The organism is Ralstonia chuxiongensis (genome assembly GCF_024158925.1).
GTDB lineage: Bacteria > Pseudomonadota > Gammaproteobacteria > Burkholderiales > Burkholderiaceae > Ralstonia > Ralstonia chuxiongensis.
Map to the genome: position 1 here is coordinate 166,538 of NZ_JAMYWC010000001.1, position 17,599 is coordinate 184,136.

General features: G+C 61.6%; 16 protein-coding genes. 5 read left to right on the forward strand and 11 right to left on the reverse strand.

Going from position 1 to position 17,599, the window contains the following annotated elements; all coding sequences use genetic code 11:
* Positions 1-19: 19 nt before the first annotated feature.
* The 4 genes from NKG59_RS00715 to groL form a co-directional block, all read right to left on the reverse strand.
* Complete coding sequence (locus tag NKG59_RS00715) at positions 20-598, reverse strand: hypothetical protein (RefSeq protein ID WP_253534364.1); 579 nt, start codon at positions 596-598, stop codon at positions 20-22.
* An 85-nt stretch (positions 599-683) separates the two neighbouring features.
* The gene (locus NKG59_RS00720; protein ID WP_253534365.1) at positions 684-1,202 is read right to left on the reverse strand and encodes a hypothetical protein; all 519 of its coding nucleotides are present in this window, start codon (positions 1,200-1,202) and stop codon (positions 684-686) included.
* A gap of 530 nt (positions 1,203-1,732) precedes the next feature.
* The gene (locus tag NKG59_RS00725) at positions 1,733-2,110 is read right to left on the reverse strand and encodes a hypothetical protein (protein WP_045203919.1); all 378 of its coding nucleotides are present in this window, start codon (positions 2,108-2,110) and stop codon (positions 1,733-1,735) included.
* Between the two features lie 127 nt (positions 2,111-2,237).
* Positions 2,238-3,875: a chaperonin GroEL gene (gene groL, locus NKG59_RS00730; protein WP_253534366.1), complete on the reverse strand. Its 1,638-nt coding sequence runs from the start codon at positions 3,873-3,875 to the stop codon at positions 2,238-2,240.
* A gap of 478 nt (positions 3,876-4,353) precedes the next feature.
* Between groL and NKG59_RS00735 the strand changes: the two genes are divergently transcribed.
* Positions 4,354-4,758, forward strand: coding sequence for a carboxypeptidase regulatory-like domain-containing protein (locus tag NKG59_RS00735; protein WP_253534367.1), 405 nt, complete (start codon positions 4,354-4,356; stop codon positions 4,756-4,758).
* A gap of 347 nt (positions 4,759-5,105) precedes the next feature.
* Here NKG59_RS00735 and NKG59_RS00740 read toward each other — a convergent pair whose 3' ends face one another.
* Together NKG59_RS00740 and NKG59_RS00745 are read right to left on the reverse strand one after the other, a co-directional pair.
* Positions 5,106-5,447 (reverse strand): HPF/RaiA family ribosome-associated protein, encoded by a 342-nt coding sequence (locus NKG59_RS00740; RefSeq protein ID WP_253534369.1) that lies wholly within the window; start codon positions 5,445-5,447, stop codon positions 5,106-5,108.
* Between the two features lie 204 nt (positions 5,448-5,651).
* Positions 5,652-6,197, reverse strand: a complete 546-nt coding sequence (locus NKG59_RS00745) for an Hsp20/alpha crystallin family protein (protein WP_253534371.1) — start codon at positions 6,195-6,197, stop codon at positions 5,652-5,654.
* Between the two features lie 321 nt (positions 6,198-6,518).
* Here NKG59_RS00745 and NKG59_RS00750 point away from each other — a divergent pair, with 321 nt between their 5' ends.
* Positions 6,519-7,148: a response regulator gene (locus NKG59_RS00750; protein ID WP_045203914.1), complete on the forward strand. Its 630-nt coding sequence runs from the start codon at positions 6,519-6,521 to the stop codon at positions 7,146-7,148.
* A 22-nt stretch (positions 7,149-7,170) separates the two neighbouring features.
* Here NKG59_RS00750 and NKG59_RS00755 read toward each other — a convergent pair whose 3' ends face one another.
* Positions 7,171-8,919, reverse strand: a complete 1,749-nt coding sequence (locus tag NKG59_RS00755) for a sensor histidine kinase (protein ID WP_253534373.1) — start codon at positions 8,917-8,919, stop codon at positions 7,171-7,173.
* A 787-nt stretch (positions 8,920-9,706) separates the two neighbouring features.
* Here NKG59_RS00755 and NKG59_RS26480 point away from each other — a divergent pair.
* Together NKG59_RS26480 and NKG59_RS00760 are read left to right on the forward strand one after the other, a co-directional pair.
* A complete protein-coding gene (locus NKG59_RS26480) occupies positions 9,707-10,027 on the forward strand; it encodes an HPF/RaiA family ribosome-associated protein (protein ID WP_052672795.1) in 321 nt (106 codons plus the stop codon).
* A gap of 36 nt (positions 10,028-10,063) precedes the next feature.
* Positions 10,064-10,996 (forward strand): 1-phosphofructokinase family hexose kinase, encoded by a 933-nt coding sequence (locus NKG59_RS00760; protein WP_253534375.1) that lies wholly within the window; start codon positions 10,064-10,066, stop codon positions 10,994-10,996.
* A gap of 133 nt (positions 10,997-11,129) precedes the next feature.
* Here the strand turns inward: NKG59_RS00760 and NKG59_RS00765 are convergent, their stop codons facing one another.
* The 3 genes from NKG59_RS00765 to NKG59_RS00775 form a co-directional block, all read right to left on the reverse strand.
* The gene (locus NKG59_RS00765) at positions 11,130-11,630 is read right to left on the reverse strand and encodes a BCAM0308 family protein (RefSeq protein ID WP_253534377.1); all 501 of its coding nucleotides are present in this window, start codon (positions 11,628-11,630) and stop codon (positions 11,130-11,132) included.
* Positions 11,631-11,911: 281 nt separating this feature from the next.
* Positions 11,912-12,805: a DUF2950 domain-containing protein gene (locus NKG59_RS00770; protein ID WP_253535654.1), complete on the reverse strand. Its 894-nt coding sequence runs from the start codon at positions 12,803-12,805 to the stop codon at positions 11,912-11,914.
* A gap of 53 nt (positions 12,806-12,858) precedes the next feature.
* On the reverse strand, positions 12,859-14,058 hold the full coding sequence (locus NKG59_RS00775; protein WP_253534379.1) for a DUF3300 domain-containing protein: 1,200 nt from the start codon (positions 14,056-14,058) through the stop codon (positions 12,859-12,861).
* A gap of 240 nt (positions 14,059-14,298) precedes the next feature.
* Between NKG59_RS00775 and NKG59_RS00780 the strand changes: the two genes are divergently transcribed.
* Positions 14,299-15,585, forward strand: a complete 1,287-nt coding sequence (locus NKG59_RS00780) for an erythromycin esterase family protein (protein ID WP_045203910.1) — start codon at positions 14,299-14,301, stop codon at positions 15,583-15,585.
* 41 nt (positions 15,586-15,626) lie between these two features.
* Here the strand turns inward: NKG59_RS00780 and ftsH are convergent, their stop codons facing one another.
* Complete coding sequence (ftsH, locus tag NKG59_RS00785) at positions 15,627-17,564, reverse strand: ATP-dependent zinc metalloprotease FtsH (protein WP_253535656.1); 1,938 nt, start codon at positions 17,562-17,564, stop codon at positions 15,627-15,629.
* Between the last annotated feature and the right edge of the window lie 35 nt (positions 17,565-17,599).

The following is a 17,599-nucleotide window of genomic DNA, read 5'->3' on the forward strand; positions in this document are numbered from 1 at the left end:
AAGGCAATACCAGATGCTGCTACTTCGTCTTATTGCCGCCATCCGTATATGGGTCACGTTTGGCTTTTGCGCCTTCCGTGTACGGGTCGAACTTGCCGCTCCTCGATCCTTCCGTGTAGGGATCCCGTTTGCCCTTTGCGCCTTCCGTGTAAGGGTCAAACTTGCCGCGTCTCGATCCCTCCGTGTAAGGGTCGCGCTTGGCTTGTTTGGCGCCTTCCGTATATGCGTCGCGTTTGCCCTTTGCGCCTTCCGTGTATGGATCAAACTTGCCGCTCCTCGATCCTTCTGTGTACGGATCGGGCTTGGTCTGTTTGGCGCCATCCGTGTAGGGATTCACCTTGCCGGCCCGTTGTCCGTCGCTGTTCGGTGCCGTGTCGGGCTTGCCTTGTGCGTACGCCGACGTGGAGGCTGCTGCAACAACGAGCAGAGCCATCATGAGTTTTCCGCGCATTTTTTGCTCCTGCAAACAAATCAAGTTCAACCGCTGAATCAACAATCGTTTCCATCCACTGTGTTGTCCGATGGCTACTTTAAGAATAGGTAGCTGCCAAACATCCTCGTTGACAGGAATCAAGCTCTTCTCTTTCGTCGAGGTCATGCATTGCACATGCCGTTCTGCAATCGCTAGCCATTCCGCCAGAGAGCCGTCACCGGCCTTGCGCGCTCTTGGGCCTCGTGTGCGGTTATGACGGCGCCCGGCCTTGCGTAGCCGATGCGGCTATCGCGTTGAAGGTGTCGACCAATGTTTGCCAAGAGTCCAAGGACGCCATCAAGAGTTGTGCAGGAGATGCAGCAGTGCCCGGCCGATGTTGGAACTGATCGTTCCACGCTGTCGCCTGGCGCAGATAAGAGCGCTGTGCGTCATTGAGGAGATCGGCACACTGGCGAGCTGCGTTTGCGCTTTGGCTGGCTTGGAGCTTCATATAGGCGCTTTGCGCCGATGCCAGCGTGCTCCAGTCTTTGACTGCGTTCAACTGGCCCTCCAGCTGGGACAGATTCTGCAGCGCCGTTTCCGCCATCTTGACGCGAAGGCGCGCGAGCTGAAGCTGACTATCGACGAAGAACTCGGCTGCGCGGCTGGCATCGCGCATGGTGGCGCAGGCGAGATTGCAGACTGCATCAGTGGGCTGTGGCATCACGATCTCCGGTTGATATGACTGCAGGGTAGGCAGTTCGTCATTGCCAGACTTGACCTGACGCAAGCCGCCAGATCGGCTTGCCGTACGCCCCTGATTGGGCGGCTATCGTGAGGCTGTTAGCTGCCTGGGCCAAAAGACGTTCGTCAGAGCGCGATGCGCGCCTCATTGCACTTGGTGAAGAGGCGGCCCGGTGCTTAGTCCAAATCCAATTCTGGATGGTTTGACAGGACGTCGGCACGGGAGCGGCACGCGCGCAAAGGGTCGTCCGGTCCAATCCAAGCTGCGCGCACGTTCGCGCAGACATCACGAAAACGCGCGGTGGTGATGCCCATACGATTGGCCGCCGTGGCCCAGTGTGTGAAGACTTTCGAATGCACCGCCAGATATCTGCGGCGAGCCTCCGGCTCCCGTGGGAACATGCCATCGGTGGCAGAGAAGTCGGGGCACCTGAGGTAGAGGTTGAACCAGAAAAGCGCGGCATACGCGCGGAGAATCTCCTCCACCGACTGCGGACATGTCGGATCGAAGGCGGCATGGGGGCACGGACAACTGGTCGCGCAGAAATATGTCGTATGCATGCTTGCGAACCCCGGTTATCCGACGTGGTGACGTTGCAGGGCCACGTAATCCGCTTGCAGCGGATCGGTGGTGGCTTCCACCGTAACCGTCATGTCCAGCCCGACGACGCCGGGCAAGCGCAGCAGTGCAATCTTCAGGTAGGCCAGCGGGCGGGCATTGCTGACGTGGCCGGCAACGCGAATGCGCCCATGCTCCGCGCTGAGATGGATTGCGGTGGCCAACGCTGGGGCAAACCAGGAAGCGGCCGTTCTTGCCAGAACGGCAAGCGCCGGATCAGGGAGCTGACACGCACTGGCATCCGGAAGAAAGGCCGTCGCCAACGCGTCTTCGTTGATGTGCCGAGCGGGCGTCGCTCTGGAGCGCTGATGGTGGACGAAGGCGGTAGCGATCATGGCAAGTCCGGCGTGTCGAGGTGTCTTGTCATCACTGTAGAGGACGGTTCGGAAGCTCCCTTGATCGTGAACAAAGCTTGACCGGACGCCAGTGGGCTCATGAAGGCCCGAGAGCGCCGGAGCTTTGCTACGCGTATCCGGTATTGAACATGGCCGAGCTTGAAGTCTCATCCGACCGGTCAACATAGCCTTCTCGCACGTCGGCGATCATGCAATCCGTGGTCAACAACAGGGCGGCAATGGAGACGGCGTTCTGCAATGCGGTGCGTACCACTTTGACCGGGTCGACCACGCCTAGCTCCAGCATGTCGCCATAGCGATCGGACGCCGCATCGTAGCCGTGCGATCCTTCACCGGCGAGGACCTGGTGGACGACTGCCTGTGCGTCTGCTCCTGCGTTGGCTGCGATCTGCAGCATCGGCGCGGCCAAGGCGGTATCCACGATACGGGCGCCGGCGTACTGTTCAGCGTTTGGCGCGTTCCATGCATCGATCGCGGAGCGCGCGCGTAGCAGTGCAACACCACCGCCGGGAACGATGCCTTCCTCAACGGCCGCGCGGGTGGCGTGAAGGGCATCCTGGAAGCGGTTCTTTCGCTCGTGCAATGCGGCTTCAGTTGCAGCGCCTACCTTGATGACAGCCACACCACCACTCAGGCGCGCGATCCGGTGCTGAAGCTGTTCGCGGTCGTAGTCTGTCTTTGCGTCATTGAGTTGAGCCCGCACCTGGCCCACGCGGCGTTCCACCTCGGCCTTTGCCGTATCTCCGGCGATGAGTGTGGTCGAATCCTTGGTGGTTTCCGTTCGGTGTACGCGGCCGAGCTGATCAAGCGTCGCGTGCTCGAGCGAAACGCCGGTCTGCGATGAGATGACGCTCGCACCGGTCAGCGCAGCAAGATCGGCCAGTTGTTCCGTGCGGGACTCGCCAAAGCCGGGCGAGCGAATCGCGCAACTCTTGAGCGTGCCGCGCAGGTTGTTGACTACGAGCGTGGCCAACGCTTCGCCTTCCACTTCGTTTGCAATGACCAGCAGTGGCTTGCCGGTGCCGGACACGGCTTCGAGAACCGGCAGCAGTTGGGCAATCGAACTGATCGTGGCATCGCACAATAAAACCCATGGTTCTTCGAGCACGACGGCCCGGCTTTCGGTGGTGGCAAAGAATGGCGATAGAAAGCCGCGGTCAACACGTGCGCCTTTTGCGATCTCCAACTGGTCTTCAAGCTTTGAGCCATCTTCTACGCTGATAGCGCCATCCTTGCCGACCTGCTCAACCGCGCGCGCCACCAGCGTGCCCACGGTTTGGTCTCCGCTGGCGGAAATCGTGGCGATCTGCCGCATTTCGTCAACGGTGGTGCAGGGCCGGGCCATCGCGTGGAGCTGCTGCGCAACAACGGCGCCGGCGGCCTCGATACCGCGCCTGAGCTGCATCGGGTCGTGTCCGGCTTCGACGTACTTCACGCCCTCTGCCACGATTGCGTGTGCCAAGGTGGTGGCCGTGGTGGTGCCGTCACCTGCGACCTCGCTGGTGCGCGCTGCCGCCTCGCACAGCAATCGAGCGCCCATATCGGCAAAGGGTTCGCGCAGTGAAATGGAGCGCGCAACAACCACGCCAGAGTTGGCGACCATAGGCGTCATGCCCGGCCGTTCGATGATCACGTTGCGGCCGCCAGGTCCGAGTGTCACCTTGACAGCTCGGGCCAACAGGTCGATTCCGTTGAGCATCATCCTGCGTGCGGTTTGATGGAAGACGAGGGTGCGGGCTGTCATGGTCAACTCCCCTTGGATGGGATGTGCCGCAGCGTGCTGCTTCGCTCACAGAAACGGTGGGTGCCACCGCCACGAGTGGTATGCGATGCACGGGCTGCTGCTTTTCAGGTTAGCCATGACCTCATGCGCGCGTTTGGTCTGGATCAAAGGTTGCGCCATATCAACGCGCTCCAGCGCGCATAGGCCATTGTGGCTCTAGGGAAGCGAATGAACTCTCGAGGAGTCGGTCATGGTTCGGGTACACAGCCTCTTGCACGCCGCGCTGGTTGCAGCGTCCCTCTTGTCGACAAACGCGGCATTGGCGCAGGGGCCCGCCCCTGAGCAAGTACGCCCGCCGAGCCCCGATTTTTGTGCGCAACTGCGCAATGCTCGGACACCGGCAGAGCGCCGCGCGTTGATGCAGCGCATGCGGGATATCCAAGGCGTGAACGAGCCTGATCGGCTGACGGGCCGGGCACGAGGTGGCAGGCATAGCGCAATGACGAACAGGCGCTCGTGGCGAGCCATGTACGAGATGGGCTGCCTGAATGATGGTGCTTACACCGCCCGTCCCGTTCAACGTGTGCAAGGGGGCGTGGCCTATGTGTCAGGTGGGGTGGGGCAAGACGAGGTGGACGCAATGCGTAGCGTTGCGGCCGACTACAACCTGCGCTTGACGTTCGTTGAGCAAGGGGGCGCGTACGTTTCAGATGTCGACACGCGTATTCGCTCTGCAAGCGGCGCGGTGTCCCTGGCAGTCGTATCGGAAGGCCCGCTGCTCTACGTCCGTCTGCCAAGCGGTAAGTACCAAGTCAGCGCGTCTTATAACGGCGTGATACGGCAGGGCACGCTTGTCGTGCCGGCGCATGGGGCCGCCGTGCGCACCATGACCTGGCCCCGCTGAATCACTTGCCGGCCACACGCGGCAACACGCTGCAACCGATGCAACCTTGAAGCGGGCGAGGCATGCCGCCCGTCGGCGGACCTTGCCCGGCCACTTCATTTATTGATACATGCGCGGTCGAGCCGATTCCACGCGTGCCGTAAAGCGCGCGGCAAGTTCGCGGCCGAGCAGAATACCGGCACTGAATGCGAGATCTCGGGACACATAGCCCTCAGCGCTGGCCGCCGAGACCCAGGATGAACAGTCTCCATTGGGTGAAACAAATCTGCATTCACAATCCCAGCGCTTGTCGCTTCGCCGTTTTGTACGAACGTCCACCCAACCCCGCTCGGCATGAATGGTCAAGCTCATATGCCCCCCTTTGCTTCCATGATTGCACTCGATTGTTCACGGACCATCTCGCTTCGCAATACGAACTCGACGTCTTTGAACGCATCGCGAAGTGCCAGGAGGGCGTCGTCGCTGGAGGCATGGCCCGAGAGGTGGCGCTGGTGGCGTGTCATCACGTCTATGTGAACCCTGAAGGATGGGATGTGTAGCTGCTGGCGCGGTAGTTGGATCAACTTGACGCGGCAACGTGCGATCTCCAGCTGAACGCTGCCAAGGCTATTCGCCTGTTTGACGACAGCATCCTCGATTGCTTTGGAGTACGGAAAATCCCGAAATGAAATGTCCAATGCCAAAGTCACGCTTGCACTCCTTGACCCAAAATCGGACGCCGCCACGTCATCATGGGCAGCCGAGAATTTCTAGGTCAGTTCCTGTCAACCGGGGCGACGCGGCCGCAGCATGGCGGCTCGGGCCGCGAGTAGAGCCAAGGTGGGCGGAGGCGCGAGTCGTGCAACGACTCGCTGCTCGTCCTCCGCTGCTCTTGCGGTGCGTCGTCCGCTACATCAGCCCCCGTTTACGGGGATCGTTTTGGGCGAGGCTTGCGCCGCGTCTGTCTTGGGGAGCGTCACCGTCAATACGCCATTCTTGAAGCTGGCCTGGATCTTCTCTGTGTCGACGCCGTCCGGCATCCGGAATGACCGCTCGAATGCGCCGAAATGGCGTTCATGCAGGTAGTAGTCCTTTTGCTTCTCTTCCTTCTCTTCCTGCTTCTCGCCTTTGATCGTCAGGCCGCCGTTGGCCAGCTTCACCTCGACGTCCTTTTCTTCCATGCCGGGCAGATCGGCCTTGATCTCGTAAGCCGTGTCGGTTTCCACAACGTCCACGGCAGGCGCGGATGTCAGAGCCCATTCACGCCGCCAGAATGGCTCGATATCGAGCGCCGCGCGACGAGAAGGGAAGAGATGAAATCCGCGGTCGAAATCATCGAACACACGCGCGACCTCTTGCCGAAGGTTGTCAAAAGCGCGCCAGGGTTGCATGGCGCCAGGCTGCTTGGTCGAAGCTTCCGCGCCGGTCTTCACGGCAATCTTGGTATCGGATTCAGCCATGATGCTTTCTCCTGTGGGGGGTCTGGGAGAAACCATTCTGGACGCCGACGTGGACAGCATCTTGATGGTCGTCAACCGATCGGTGCCGGCGACGCGTCGCCACATGGTCTGTGGGCACATCGTGTTTGGCTGGAGATCACGCAAACGGTCCCGTCGTTGCCCGAGCAGGGTTGGCGAGCGTTTTGGTTACCGCCGTGTTCGCCACAAACAGCGCCGTTACGTTCCTGACCTTGATCAGAGAAGCCGGATGCCAAGCGTTGTGTGGGAATCCCCCCGCCACCTACCATGAAACAGTGGGAGTGCAGATCTAAGGGATACGCGATGATCAAGGTGCTGATAGCGGACGACCATGCCGTCTTTCGTGAGGGATTGGGCCGCATTCTGAGCGATGCCAGCGATATCGAAGTTGTTGGCGAGGCAACTGACGGCGCATCAACCATCGATCTGGTGCGCCGTACACCAGCCGACGTCATCGTGCTGGACTTGTCGATGCCCGGACGCAGCGGTATTGACCTGATCGCCCAGGTTCATAGGGACATTCCGCAACTCAAGATCTTGGTCCTGACCATGCATGCCGAGGACCAGTACGCGCTACGCGCATTCCGAGCCGGGGCCGTCGGCTATCTGACGAAAGAGGGTGCGGTCAAGGAGCTCGAGAAGGCCATCCGTAAGGCCGCATCGGGCGGTACGTACATGACGCAGGCCGTGGCAGAGCTGCTGATACACAATCTCGGCGACCCTGCAGACAGGCTGCTTCATCAGCGGCTCAGTGACCGCGAGTTCGATATTTTTGTGCGCCTGTCGAGAGGCGATTCACTGGCGACGATTGCGCACGATCTGTGCATCAGCAAGAAGACGGTCAGCACGTATAAAGCGCGCATTCTTGAACGAATGAACTTGCCGAACGATGTCGCCCTGGTACGGTACGCGCTCAGCCACGGGTTGGTATGAGACTGGCCGCAGCGATGCCGTACTAGATTGCCCTTGGTTGGGCGCCGGGTGCTGGCAGCGGTGCTTCCGTAGCTGCCGTCATCGTTTGCGGAATGGTCAGGTCGATCAACGTCCCGGCCTCTGGCGACGATTCGATGCTTAGGCTCCCGCGCACGAGGTAGGCACGCTCACGCAAGCCAACAAGCCCGAAAGACAAGTCTTTTCTCGGATGCGCAGGGTCGAAGCCGATGCCATCGTCCTGCACGGAGAGTTGCACGGTGGGCACGTCATAGACCAGCCTCACCTGTACGGTTGACGCGCCAGCATGGCGCGCCACATTGGCCAGACATTCCTGCAGCACGCGATAAACGGTGGAGGCGAAAGGCTCGGGAAGCTCAAAGTGCTCCGGCGTGATTGTTAGCTCGCATCGAATACGGTGGCGCCGCTGAAACGATTCAACAAGCCATCTGCACGCAGGTACAAGGCCGAGATCGTCGAGCATGGAGGGGCGTAAATCGGAGGCAAGCCGCCGTGTCGCACCGATCATGTCATCCACGGCTTGTTCCATTGAACTCAAGCGGTCGGCAACCGGCTTGTTCGCGGCATCAAGCTTCTGCTCCAGCATCTGCATGTCGACCTTGAGCGCCGCCAGCGATTGGGCGAGTTCATCGTGAAGCTCGCGCGAAAGGCGTCGTCGCTCTTCTTCGCGCGCCCGTGAGCTGATCGTTGCCAACTCACGCAATTCCTCTCTCGAGCGCTCCAGCGCCTGTTCGGCGCGCTTGCGCTCGGCAATTTCCTGTCGAAGCTCGACGTTCGTGACGCTGAGCTGGGCGGTGCGGTCCTTGACGCGCTGCTCGAGGTGCTCGTTCGCCTCGTTCAGTTGCTGCGTTTTGTCCAAAGCGCGTGTGCGCGCTGCGCTTTCGCTATCAAGGGCTTTCACCAGCATGGCGTAAAGCCTGGCATGTTCAATGATCAGCGCGACAAGAACAAAGCCGGAAGCGACAAGGCCGTAGGCACGGCCCGCGTAAAAACCGAGATCGAACCGCCCATGATTGAACATGGCAGAAAGTGCGACTTCAAATACCGAGGTGACGGCGACAACCGCACACCATAGATTCAGCAGGGAGTGGCCGCGGTGCCGCCATAGAATGGCTGCGGCCAGCACGTTCAGCAGCCAAACAATGCCCACTGTCGATGACATTGCACCGGTATATCCATGCCCGCGCATGATGATCGGCAAGAGAGACGGGTGGGTGGCCAGCGCGGTCAGCCCGTAAGTCAGAAGCAGTACAACACAGGCAGCCCATAGAACGGGGTAGACGACACGCCGCAACCGGATATGCCGTGTTCGCGCGTTTTCCTGCAAAAGGGCATAGGCGATGAGAGAGACGGGAAACCCCCCGTGCCAGAACATGTAAAGCCACGCTGTCGTTTGCGGGCCCGCATTCAGAAGCCCCGATGCTGAGAACAGCCCAGGAAAACTGAGCATGTGCACCGCCGCGACCGTGGCGGTAAAGAAGTAGCCGGATGACAGGGCCAGCAATCCTGGAGAGCGGAGCAAGGTGAACTGCCCGACCAGCATCGCGGCGGTGACCAGGTCGTTGATGACCACCGCGGATTCATAGACAGGGATAAAGCCCCAGACCTGCGCCAGTTGCCATTGAGCGAACGGCAATACGGCCACAAAGACGACGACGGATGCCAGCATCACTGCCATGACCAGCCGCTGCTGATTCGGTCGCGGCTGGACTGTCGACAGGAAGATGCGGGGATTGCCCCCTTGGTCGCTCAAGATCACTCTCCCATTTGGAACCTGTGCGGGCGGTACGTGGCCGCTGCAACGTGGGGCTGGACGTCATCTCCGACATGGCACCGAACCTTGTCAGGTTTTCCTGACAAGCGGTGCGCTATCGGGCTGATGTGCATTTCATCCCAGGCCGCTTACTCACGTTGACTCGCCTCTGTAGTGTTCAACCTTAGCTTGCAAGCGAGCGCATCAATATGAGGCAGCGCAGATATTCGGTTGGTGAGCCCCAAGCAAGCAGTGAAATCGAGCGCGCGATCGTTGCCTGATCAATCGGCTGATCCGCCAAAACCCCGCGGCTGTGAGCGTGTTTCGGCTGCATACACAGGAGTCCATTCCCATGTCGAGCGACATCAAAGCAATGCGCAGGGCAAGCTTCTTACGGCTGTCTGCCCGGTATATCTACGGTGCGCGGAAAGACGAAAACTGCGGCGGCGGAATGGCGCACCAGCCGGCAGTACCACGAAATCGTACGCGGACTGCGGCGAAGCCGTCAGGCCTCAGGGTGCGGGTGACCACGGCGCAGTGCTGGCGGCGGCGAAGTCGAACGGCGGTGTCTGGGTGAAGCGGACGCTTCTGTGCATGCACCCGCTCGCATATCCCGGAAACCTATGCAAACACGTCGATGTGCACAGCTACTGGGCGTGATTAGCGTAAGCAGGTATTACGTTGTTGAGGTAGGTCAAAGCGCGCCATGTAGCGGCCAATACGCTAATAGATCAGGTCGCTTTGGTGCTGCTTCGCTGTTGAACTTGGTTTTCATTCCGTTTAGATCATGGACACTCGGCGAGTCGAGATTCAATTCCGTCATCTGCCTCCCTCGGATGCCATCAAGGAAGCCGTGAGGCGGTTCTCCACCAGACTCAGCGGTCTTCCATGCGGGGTTGAAAGCTGCAGCGTGAGGTTGGCTTCCGAGAGAGCCGAGCCGCTTTGCGGCGGCCCCTATTTCGTCCACGTCGAAGTGCAGATGCAGGGGCGGGAGCTTGCAATAGACCAAGCATCGGATGTGGACGTACATGTCGCGCTTCTCAATGCCCTTCGAGACATGCTTGAAATGATCAGGGCGGCGGGATCGAAACGCGGATGTGCAGCATGACTACCGGCTGCCGGCCGTAGCCTCTTGAGGTGTGCAATGCCGGAAATCGTCACGCTCACGGTCAATCCCGCAATCGATATCGCCACGTCGGTGGAGCGCTTGACGGACACACACAAGATGCGCTGCGCCCCGGCCCGCAGTGACCCGGGAGGCGGCGGAGTCAACGTCGCCCGTGTTGTCCATCGTCTGGGTGGGGATTGCCTGGCCATCTACCTTGCCGGCGGCCCGGTGGCTGAGCAACTGGGACGTCTTTTGTCGGCAGAGGGCTTATCGCTCGTCGCGCTCGGGATCGAAGGGGAGACGCGTGAGAACTTTTCCGTGACGGAACGCTGCAGCCACCGGGAATTCCGGTTCGTGATGCCGGGCCCGACCGTCTCGGAATCAGAGTCGCAGCACTGCCTGGATTACCTGGATGCGCTGCAACCTGCGCCGCGCTACCTCGTTCTAAGCGGAAGCCTGCCGCTCGGGGTGGCCGACGACTTCTACGCGCGGGTTATTGATCAGGCCAAGATTCATGGCAGCCGTGTCGTACTGGATGCCTCGGGGCCGGCGTTGCGCGCGGCGTTGCCGCATGGGCCATACCTGATCAAGCCCAGCCTGAACGAGCTTCGACAGCTAGCTGGGCGCGCGCTGGAGACGGAAGCGGATTGCATGCAGACTGCGCAAGAGATTGTCCGCAATGGGCACGCGCATGCGGTCGCGCTCACAATGGGCGCAGGCGGGGCCATGCTCGTCACGCAGGAAGAAGTTGTCCGGGCAGGCGCTGTCGCAACGTCATTCCTCAGCACCATTGGGGCGGGTGACAGCTTCGTGGGCGGAATGGTGTGGGCGCTTAACCGGAATGCAGGCATGCGAGAGGCGTTTCGATACGGCATGGCAGCCGCAGCAGCAGCGTTGAGCCATGCCGGTACCGAACTTGGCAGCGCCGCCGAGATCGAGCAGCGCTACGCAGAGGTCTCATTGTCTTGAGGCGTACCTGCTCCGACGAGATCGACCGCGGTTGAAGCGCCGGTTGGCGCGCAACGGCGGCTCGATGATCCGTTGTTCAGGTAACCAATCTGTCGGACAGGCGGTTGGGGGCGTTACGGAACGCCCCGGGGTGCTACCGGCTCCATTTCACGTGCAGTTCGGTTTCTGCGTTGCCATAGTCAAACGTCAGGTGTCCGTGGAATGCATGGTGGATTGCATGGCCGATGTCGCGCGCCAGATGAAAGCCGGTCGTCAGGATGTCAGTGCCGCTGCTCGCGCTTTCGACGGCCATGATGCGCTCCATCGGATGATCCGCGCGCAGATCTGCCTCGCGGTGGCGGGCGAGTGTCAGGATCTCTTCCCGATGGGCCGCCTCAAAGTCTCCCGACAGGTGGATTCGGGCTGCGGGCATCTGGTCGGCGGCACGCTGGCATGCCGAGCAGATCAATGAGTTGGCCCCGGGCGGTGGACTGCGCCACAGCCAGCGGCCCTTGAGATAGACGGCACCGCAAACGGGGCAGCAGCTTGCAGCCGGTGCCTTGTCGGGTTGCCGATACCGGTTGTGGATCGGCTCGACGGCAAATGGGCTCCAGCGTGCCGGCCGCACTCGTTCGGATTGAGAGCGTTGTTTCATGTTGACTCCTATAAGGGCGAGTTCCTCCGGCTTGCTGCAGACCAGAACCTGCAACGCAGTCGCGGTGGACAATTCTCAGAGTACCTTCCGCAGCGCGACGCAATTTGGGCTGAATCAAGTCTGCGTGCAGCGGCACTCATCAAACCAGACTTGAGTGGAGATGCGTCGCGATGGCGCGCATGACGGCCGACATGGCAGGCAGCGTTTTCGGCTGCGTCAGAGTCAGGTGCGCGTTCCATGATGTCGTCATCTTCTGAATTGCCGGCGGCCAGGCAGCAGCGTCATGGCAATGCTGGGCTCCAGCCCTCGTCGGGGTCATACGCGCGCATATGCCGTGTGATCTGGGCGGTATGCGGGCCGAGGTTTCTTTGGTACACGACGCCATCCTGGTTGACGATAAACGTCATGACACCCGATGCCCCAAACGTTGCGGGAAATGCGACCAGCGCGAATCCGCCTGTCATCTGTCTGCCGTCGACATAGCTCCGCGCGCCGCCCGGGGCGTGCTCTCCCTGCCGAGTCAGGATCCGGAAGATGTAGCCATGAAAGGGGATGACCTTGCCCGCGCCTGACGCGTCCTGGCGTTGGGCATCGGCGAGCGCGATGAGCGGCCCCAGCGGGCTCTCTTCATCTCCGGCGGAAGGCACCCAGAACAGGCCATCATGCTTTCCTGGTGAACTGCCAAGGCGCTGTGCAAACTCGGCGCGCCCCTCTGCGGTGCGGTGCAAAGTGCCATAAGCCAGTTGCGCTTCGACATACGCCCGGCAGACGCGGATTGCGTGTGCCTCGTGGTGGCCAACGCGTCGATCAATGATCTGTTGTGCGCCGGCTTTCGTGTCAAAGCGCCAGCGTGTGCCCCGCCTTGCCAGCGGGATCGGATAGGGCCATTCGTCTTTGCCCAGGAGGATGACGGCATGGCCCTCAGCGTCTCGTTCGATTCGATGCCCTTCGTCGTACGCGGAGGCCAGCTTGCTGCGGGCAATCTGTTCGCCGATGGGATCGCCCGATTTCACCAGCGTTGCCCCTGCGGGCCCGAACAGGGCGAGCAGGGCATCCGTGTTTCCCGAGCGCCATGCGGACGCCAATGCCTCGGCTGCGGTCTCGGGCGAAGAGAACGCCTGCTGTACGGGCTTGTCGGCCCAGGCTGGAAGGGCGCTCGCACAGGCAGCCAGCATCACCAGTCGCCCGGCTAGGCGGCGCAGGCGCAGCGCTCTACAGATCGTGCGCATCATCGTCTCCTGGCTCCGCCGCCCGCCGCGCCATGGGGTGCAAAGCCGCCAGAGCGCGGCCCGGAAGGCTGGGGCACGGCGGGCGTCATGCGGCTGGCTTGCCCACGCTGGGCCTGTCCGCGCACATCGGCTCCTTGCCCGAACGACTCGAACGAGGGTGGGTAGCCAGGTGATTGGCGCCGGGAGGAGCGTGCACCAGGAGCGGGCACCGGTCTGGCCGGCGGCGGCCGGATCGTGGGATGTGCAGGAGGAACCGGGGCCGGGCGTATCACGGAGCCCGCTGGCGGGCTCGGGGGCGTTGGGTAGCCACGAAAGCCGCGTCGCGCGTCTGGCGAGATGGCAGAGCCTGGGCCAAACCGCCCCCGCGATGCTCCCGGATATGGCACGCCATGGCGATGCCCCGGGTCATGGGCCCAGATGCCGCTGGGTGGGGGACGATGGCGGTCGATGTTGCCGAAGCGGCCCCGGTCAATATCGATGTGATGGCTGTGCCAGTTCCAATGGCTCCAGCCCCACAACGGAACGACTACCGAAAAACCCACCCATCCGAACCCGAGCCCGCCGATGATCACTCCGCCCCCGATGTCGGGAAAGATGTATGGCGGGTAAGCGGGATAGGGCCACGGTGCATAGACGAGGTAAGGGTCATAGACCGGAACGTAGACCACGTTCGGGTTGGTGGGCTCGATGATGATGGCGTCATCCTGCGTTGACACGACGGCTTGTGTTGTCGACCCCAAGGTGCCGTTGGCTTGAGCCCGGCTGCGCAAGCGCTGGATCGAGTCCATGACAGCGCCCTCGTCAGCCAGAAAGGCGTTGCCCACGCGTTCCGTCCAATCCAGGTTGCTGTTCATCATGTGCAAGAGCCCAGGAAACGGCACCAGAGATTTCACGCTCGGATCCCACGGCAGGGGTGCGAGGGCTTCGGCCAACCGGTCGCCCCCAAGGGTGGCGTTGGCGGGGTCACGCACCCAGCGATCAGCCTGCACCACTTCAAGCGGATATGTGGCTGCCATGAGGATCTGCGCGACCAGTGCATCGGGATACAGCGCGATGGGTGCCAGCATTTGATCGAGCTGCACCGCAGTAGCCGGTTGTGGATCGTTTTCCGATGCGCCTGGCTGCGCTATTACCGGACCGCCAAACAAGAGCAGGAGTGCCAGGGCAATGGCCAGCTGCCTTACCCATTGCGCCTTCATTGGCTGCCTCCGCAAGGAATGGCGGCCACACGTCGCGAACCGGACGGGGCCCCGATTCATATTGGACGATTGGTTTGGATGGCGATTGACGCGCGTCAACGCACGGGCAACATCCGCGCCGGAGTGCGCGATCAGCGGTACGCCTGCCGAGGGGCCCGTCGTTTGCGATAGCGCAATCAGCGTGCAGTCGCGCTGTCTAGACTGGAAATACCGCTGCTACATCCGTGGAGTCGATCGCCCATGTCCACACCGCTCACACCTTTCCTTGGTGTACGTGAAGTGGCCAGCCGCCTCACTGGCAGCGCTGGCGATTACGACAGCCTTCTGGAGATGGCCCGCGCGAAGCGCTACGTTCTTCTTGGCGAGGCGACGCACGGAACACGGGAGTTCTACCAGACACGCGCAGACATTACCCGGCAGCTGATCGTGCAAGGCGGCTTTGATGCCGTCGCCATCGAGGGAGATTGGCCGGATGTGTGGCGCATCAATCGCTATGTTCAGGGCGAGGGCACGGACACCGCCGCCGGAGCGCTGGGCGATTTCCAGCGGTTTCCTGAGTGGATGTGGCGCAATCCGGAGATGCTCGACTTCATCAGCTGGCTGCATGCGCACAACGCGGCCCTTGCTGCCTCAGAACGTGTTGGCGTCTATGGGTTGGATCTGTACAGCCTGTACAGGTCGGCCGAGGCTGTCATCGAATACCTGCAGAAGACCGACCCGGAACAGGCGGCGGTGGCGCGGATGCACTACGCGGCGCTTGACCACGTGCGTGAACCCATGACTTACGGCTACGAAGCGGCCGCAGGTTTGAGGTTGCCTGCGCAACGTGAGGTGATCGAGCAACTGCGCCGGCTTCGGGCGAGCGAGGCCAGTTTGATCGAGCAGGACGGCATCGCTGCCATCGACTCGCATTTCTTTGCCGAGCAAAACGCTATCGTCGTCGTCAACGCAGAGGCGTACTACCGTGAATCATTCGGGCACCGCGTCAACACGTGGAACCTGCGCGACGCCCACATGGCACAGACGCTGTTCGGTTTGTCTGCGTATCGGCAGCGCCGTGGCGGTGACGGGCGGATCGTGGTGTGGGCGCACAACTCGCATGTGGGCGACGCACGGGCAACGGAATCCGCCAATCGGCATGAGTGGACCCTTGGGCAACTCGTGCGTGAGCAGGTTGGCGGTGCCGCATTGCTCGTCGGCTTTACGACCTATACCGGCCACGTGTGCGCCGCATCCGAGTGGGGCGGCGAGGCCGAGCGGAAATGGGTGCGGCCAGCGCGGCCAGATAGCTGGGAACACCTGTTCCATAGCACCGGGCTCGATCGCTTCTTCCTCCCGCTCGGCGATACGGCGGCAGAGGTGTTTCGCGAGCCAATGCTGGAACGGGCAATCGGTGTGCTGTACCTCCCCAAGACCGAGTACGCGTCGCACTACTTCGATGCCGCCATCGGCGCCCAGTTTGATGCGCTGATCCATCTGGACGAAACCTCCGCCATCGAACCATTGAGCACAGCGCTGCTACCTTGACCGCACGTGTGCGCCAGATTGCATTGCATGTGTCGCATTGGCTAATGCGGTTTTTGCGCGGGCAGCGGCGCCGGAGCGCTGACGGGAGAGCCCGCCTCGGATCTCGGCGGCGGCATCGGGGTCACGTTGCCAGACAGGATCATGTCCAGGTCGTGGCGGTTAACCACTTCCTTGTCCAGCAACATGCGCGACAGTGCTTCCAGTTTGGCGCGCTGGCCTTCCAGCGTGGCTGTTACGCGCGCGCTGGCATCGGACAGCACCTTGCGGACTTCCGCATCGATCAACTGAGCGGTGTCTTCGCTATATTCCTTGCGCTCGCGCTGCATCAGGCCTGCACCGGCAAGGAGCGGGTTGGGCGTTTGCTCGTAAGTGGCCAGACCGAGCTGCTCGCTCATGCCGAACTGGGTGATCATCTGGCGGGCCATGTCAGTTGCGCGTTGCAGGTCGTTCTGCGCACCAGTCGATACGTCGTGGTACACGATCTGCTCGGCCACGTAACCGCCCAGCAGCACGTCGAGCCGGTCCAGCAATTCGCTGCGCTTGAGCAGATAGCGGTCTTCCGTCGGGGTTTGTTGTGTGTAGCCGAGGGCGGCGATACCTCTTGGAATGATGGAAACCTTCGAAACGCGATCGGCCAGCGGGCGGTGCTCGGCCACGATGGCATGACCTGCTTCGTGGTACGCGATCGTCTCCTTTTCCTTGGCGTTCATCACGCGGTTCTTCTTTTCCAGGCCGCCCACGATGCGGTCGAGCGCCTCGTCGAAGTCGACGGTCTGAACGGCGGATTTACCTTCGCGCGCGGCAAGAAGCGCCGCCTCATTGACCAGGTTGGCCAGGTCGGCCCCGGCAAAACCCGGCGTTCGCGCGGCGATTTTCCCCAGGTCAACATCGGCCCCAAGCGTGACGTTCCTGGCGTGGACCTTGAGTATCTGCTCTCGACCCTTGAGGTCAGGCCGGTCCAGGGCGACATGGCGGTCGAACCGGCCAGGACGAAGCAGGGCAGGGTCGAGTATTTCGGGCCGGTTCGTCGCGGCCATGATGATGACGCCTTTGTTGCTGTCAAAGCCGTCCATCTCGACCAGAAGCTGGTTCAGCGTCTGCTCGCGCTCTTCATTGCCGCCAACGAGGTTGAACGCACGCGTCTTGCCCAAGGCATCGAGTTCATCAATGAAGATGATGCACGGCGCCATGGATTCGGCCTGACTGAACAAATCCCGCACGCGCGCCGCACCTACACCGACGAACATCTCAACAAACTCCGACCCGCTCATGCTGAAAAATGGCACCGCTGCTTCACCGGCAACTGCCTTGGCAAGCAGGGTCTTGCCTGTGCCGGGTGCACCCACAAGCAACACACCCTTGGGGATCCTGCCGCCCAGGAGCTGATACCGCAACGGCTCTTTCAGAAAGCTCACGATTTCTGACAGCTCCTCCTTGGCTTCATCGATGCCGGCAACGTCGGCAAAGGTCACGCCGGTTTCCTTCTGCATGTAGACCTTTGCCTTGCTCTTTCCGATTTCCATCAGCCCACCGGCTGCGGCGCCGCCCATGCGCCGGATCAGGAAGTTCCAGACAGCGAAGAACAGGAGGGCAGGCACGACCCACGACAGGAGCGTGCTCAACCATTTGTTGTCCGGCCGACCGACAAAGCGCACCTTGGCGGCCTCCAGCTCCTGAACCAGGGCCGGGTCATTCACGCGAAGGGTCTGGAAGGGATGGTCGCCCTTGCCCGTGCGGCGAATGGCATCGATCTGCTGCTGCGTCAACAACCCCTCGACGCCTTCGGTCGAGAAAGTGCCTGTGATGTCCTGGTCACCAATCGCGACGTCCTTGATCTTGCCCGCATGCAGGAGGACCTTGAAGTCGCTATAGGGGAGGGTGTCGACCTGCTCGGACATGAACAGCGTTTGGAGTGCCAGCATGGTCAGCGCGACGATCACGGCGTACCAGAGCGAGAACCTTTGCTGCCGTGGCTGCATATTCTCTTTCACTTCGTCACCCTCGCATGGTCGTG